Source organism: Thiomonas sp. (genome assembly GCF_054608695.1).
In genome coordinates, this window is the sequence record NZ_JBTRXV010000171.1 from 1 (window position 1) to 4059 (window position 4059).

Annotated in this window: 3 protein-coding genes; all 3 read right to left on the bottom strand. The window is 62.8% G+C overall.

Features of this window, described 5'->3' with window-relative positions; translation table 11 throughout:
* Positions 1–163: 163 nt before the first annotated feature.
* The 3 genes from ACYCUK_RS23610 to ACYCUK_RS23620 all read right to left on the bottom strand — a co-directional run bounded on the left by ACYCUK_RS23610 (position 164) and on the right by ACYCUK_RS23620 (position 3829).
* On the bottom strand, positions 164–1990 hold the full coding sequence (locus tag ACYCUK_RS23610; RefSeq protein WP_461597027.1) for a TRAP transporter large permease: 1827 nt from the start codon (positions 1988–1990) through the stop codon (positions 164–166).
* A 9-nt stretch (positions 1991–1999) separates the two neighbouring features.
* Positions 2000–2611 (bottom strand): TRAP transporter small permease subunit, encoded by a 612-nt coding sequence (locus tag ACYCUK_RS23615; RefSeq protein ID WP_461597028.1) that lies wholly within the window; start codon positions 2609–2611, stop codon positions 2000–2002.
* Positions 2612–2944: 333 nt separating this feature from the next.
* A complete protein-coding gene (locus tag ACYCUK_RS23620) occupies positions 2945–3829 on the bottom strand; it encodes a LysR family transcriptional regulator (protein ID WP_461597029.1) in 885 nt (294 codons plus the stop codon).
* Positions 3830–4059 lie beyond the last annotated feature (230 nt).

A 4059-nucleotide genomic window follows, 5' to 3' on the forward strand; every position in this document is an offset into this window, starting at 1 on the left:
CAACTCAGCCACGAGCTGGCGAGCAGGCTCGCCGACTCCAGGGCGTTCCAGGCTGCACGGTCCGGTCTGGTCACCTCAGCGGTGATCCGACTGTACCGCGCTGGTCTGGTTTAAACATACAAGGGCGACGCTGGACCGCATCGCGGTCAGCGTCGCTTGCAGGTCAGGGCTTGGCAGCGGAAGCGCCTTGCACGGGCGCTTGCAAAGCCTTCATGATGTCGTCGGCTTCGGCGTTGCCGGCGTCCCCAGCGGCACCCGATGCCGCTGCCGCTGGCTGGGATGCGCCCTCGCGACCCGGTGCCGCATTCGAGGTGCCGAAATTCGGCGGCGCCTCGGTGGTGTAGCTCTGGTCGTTCGCCGGAACCACGATGTTGACCTTGTCCAGGTCAATTTTGTCGTGACGACCCAGCGAACCCGTGACGAGGCCGGGGAAGCCGATGACCAGCGCGACCATCACGATCTGGATCAGCACGAAGGGCACGGCGCCCCAGTAGATTTGCCCCGTGGTGACACGGGCGATGCGTTTTTTCGTCTCCTTGTCGGTGTAATCGTCTTTCGGTGCGACGCTGCGCAGGTAGAACAGCGCGAAGCCGAACGGCGGGTGCATGAACGAGGTCTGCATATTCACCGCCAGCAGCACGCCGAACCAGATGAGGTCGATGCCCAGTTTGTCGGCCACCGGTCCGATGAGCGGGATGATGATGAAGGACAGCTCGAAAAAGTCGAGGAAGAACGCCAGCACGAAGATCAGGATGTTCACCACGATGAGGAAGCCGAGCTGACCGCCAGGAAGATTGGTCAGCAGGTGTTCGACCCAGACCCGCCCATCCAGCCCCTGGAACACGAGGTTGAACACGGTGGAGCCAATCAGGATGAACATCACGAAGGTGGACAGCTTGGCCGTGGTGTTGAGCGCCTGGCCGAACAGTTTGAAGTCCAGCCTGCGCCGTACGAGGGCCATGATGAGCGCGCCCATCGCCCCCATCGCGCCGCCCTCGGTGGGCGTGGCGATGCCGAGAAAAATGGTGCCCAGCACCAGGAAAATCAGCAGCAGCGGCGGAATCAGGACGAAGGTGACCTTCTCCGCCATGCGCGACAGCAGGTCCAGGCGCAGGCCCTTGTTGAACAGGGCCAGAACCAGGGCGAACAGCACGGCCACCGACAAGGAGACGACGATGGTCTCGTCCAGCGGCGCGGTGATCGGCGTCTTGTCGCGCCAGGTGAGGAAGGCGTCGTAGTAGTGCGCCCAGCCGAAGCCCACGCCCAGACAGGCGATGAACAGCAGCGAAAGCGAACGCAGGCCGGATGTGCCGTCGGGCTCGCGGATGGTGCGGGCCTCGGGTGGCAGGGCGGGCGCCAGATGCGGCTTCACCATGGTCACGGCGAAGATATAGACGATGTAGAGGCCGGTGAGGATGAAGCCGGGGACAAACGCGCCCTTGTACATATCGCCCACCGATTTGCCGAGCTGGTCGGCCATGACGATGAGCACCAGCGACGGCGGAATGATCTGCGCCAGCGTGCCCGAGGCGGCAATCACGCCGCTGGCCACGCGCCGATCGTAGCCGTAGCGCAGCATGATGGGCAGCGAAATCAGCCCCATGGAAATGACCGATGCCGCGACCACGCCGGTGGTGGCGGCCAACATGGCGCCCACGAGAATGACCGCGTAAGCCAGACCGCCGCGTATCGGCCCGAACAGCTGGCCGATGGTGTCGAGCAAGTCCTCGGCCATGCCGCTGCGTTCGAGGATCAACCCCATGAGCGTGAAGAAGGGAATGGCCAGCAGCGTGTCGTTCTGCATGATGCCGATGATGCGCAGCGGAATGGCTTCCAGCAGCGCCTGCGGCATGAGGCCGAGTTCGACGCCGATGAAGCCGAACAGCAGGCCGCAGGCTGCCAGGCTGAAGGCCACCGGAAAGCCGATGAGCAGGAAGACGACGAGGGCGCCGAACATGATCGGTGCGATATTGGCGATGATGAAGTCCATGTCGTCCCCTCAGGCCTTTTTGCCAGCTGCCGCTTCTTCACGTGCGGTCTGCTCGAGCATGAATGCGGCAAGTTCTTCTTCGGCCGTCTTCTCGTCTTTGCGCAAGGTGGGGTCGGGGGCAAGACCCATGAGGAAGGCGGCACGCTTGATCAACTCCGACAGGCCTTGCAGCGCCAGCAGGGTGAAGCCAATGGGCAGCAGCACAAATACCGGCCAGCGCATCAAGCCGCCGGCGTTGGACGACATTTCTCCCGAAGCCATGGCGTTGCCGACCACGGGCAGCGACAGCCGTACCACCTCGAGGCAAAACGGCAGCAGGAAGAAGACGATGCCGAGGATGTCGATCCAGGTCTGCCCGCGCTTGGAGAGACGGCTGGAGAGCACATCGATGCGTACATGCTCGTTGTGCAGGAAGGTATAAGCCGCACCGAGGAGGAAGACTCCGGCGAACAGATACCACTGGATTTCGAGCCAGGCGTTGGAGCTGTAGTCGAAGAGCTTGCGCACGACAGCGTTGCCGGCGCTGATGAACACCGAAGCGAACACCAGGCCCCAGGTGAGTTTGCCGAATTTGTCGTTGATCCAGTCGATCAGCCGGGAAAGGGAAAGCAGTCGATTCACAGAGTCTCCTTGTCTTGAAGCGCGCCCGTCGGTCGTGGCAAACGGAGTGCTGCCCGCGCGCTGTTGGAATTTGTAGCGCGAAGTATATGGATGTAACCGATGCAATCTGCAGGGGATTACCCCCGTGATCCGGGGCGCACGGAGAAAAGCTCGATGAATCGCAAGGCACAATGCCCAGCGGCTGGAGGCGAGCGCGCAGGCGCGCGTTCACCGTTCACTGCTGGCGCGCAGATCAACAGCGTTTCTGTGCCGGCACGCCGCGGTTGCCGGCGCTTGTGGAGCGGCCAGGCACTTCTGGCACTTGCCGCAGATTGCGGCAAGTGCTGCGGGACTTCAGGCCGTGGCTTCGCGCCAGGCGCTGCAATGGTCGATGAAGCGCTGCAAGGGCGGGGAGAAGACCTTGCGCTTGGGCTGAATGCGGCAGAGCGTGCGCTCCAGCGTGGGTAGGGGCGTGGCCACGCGCACCAGGCGCCCTGCGATGAGCAGGTCATGAACCACGCGCAGAGGCAGGCAGCTCACGCCGAGTTCCTCCGCCACGGCATGCTTGATGGCTTCGGAGTTGCCCAGGTGCATGGTGGAACCGAAACGTTGCAGGTGCGGCAGCAGCAGCGCTTCCACCGTTTCACGCGTGCCCGAGCCCGGCTCGCGCAGTATCCAGCGCGCAGCCGCCAGCTGTTCCAGCGCGACCGGCCCTTGGGCGAGGGGATGCCCCGGCGCCGCCACCACCCCCAGCTCATCGCTGAGCCAGGGATGAATTTCAAGCTCGTCGTGGTGGCAGGCACCTTCGATGAAGCCGATGTCCACTTGATAATCAGCCACAGCTTGAATCACGTCTTGCGTGTTGCACACCTCGAGCTGGATCTGGGCCAGGGGCCAATGCCGCTGATACGTGCCCAGCACCACCGGCATCAGGTAGTTGCCGATGGTGGTGCTGGCGCTCACGCGCAGCGCCGCGGCGCCATCGGCGAACAAGGTTTCCACCTCACGTACCTGGTCCAGGAGCGCCAGCGCCCGGGGCAGCAGCAGGCGTCCGCAATCGTTCAGCACCACGCGTTTGCCGACACGGTCGAACACACGGGTGCCGAGTTGGGATTCCAGCTCAGCCAGCGCTGCGCTCACGGCCGATTGCGACAGCGCCAGCTGTTTGCCAGCCTCGGTGGTACTGCCGCTGCGGGCAATAGCCACCATCACGTCGAGTTGTCGGAGTGTCAGTCTCATCGAAATTTCAGGTTAATTGTTCTTGATTCTCGTCGAAAATTGCTTTCACAGTTTTAGGTGGCTTGGACTCTGGCACAGCATGCGGCACCCTTGGAAACCCTGGATCGGCCCGCGGCCATGGAAGGGCACAAAAAATTGCATTCCATTCAAAACAGCAGCTTGCGAAAACCTCTATTCCCGAGTGGAACTTGGGGCTTTGGTGCGACTCTGACCTTATGCAAGAGCTTGGC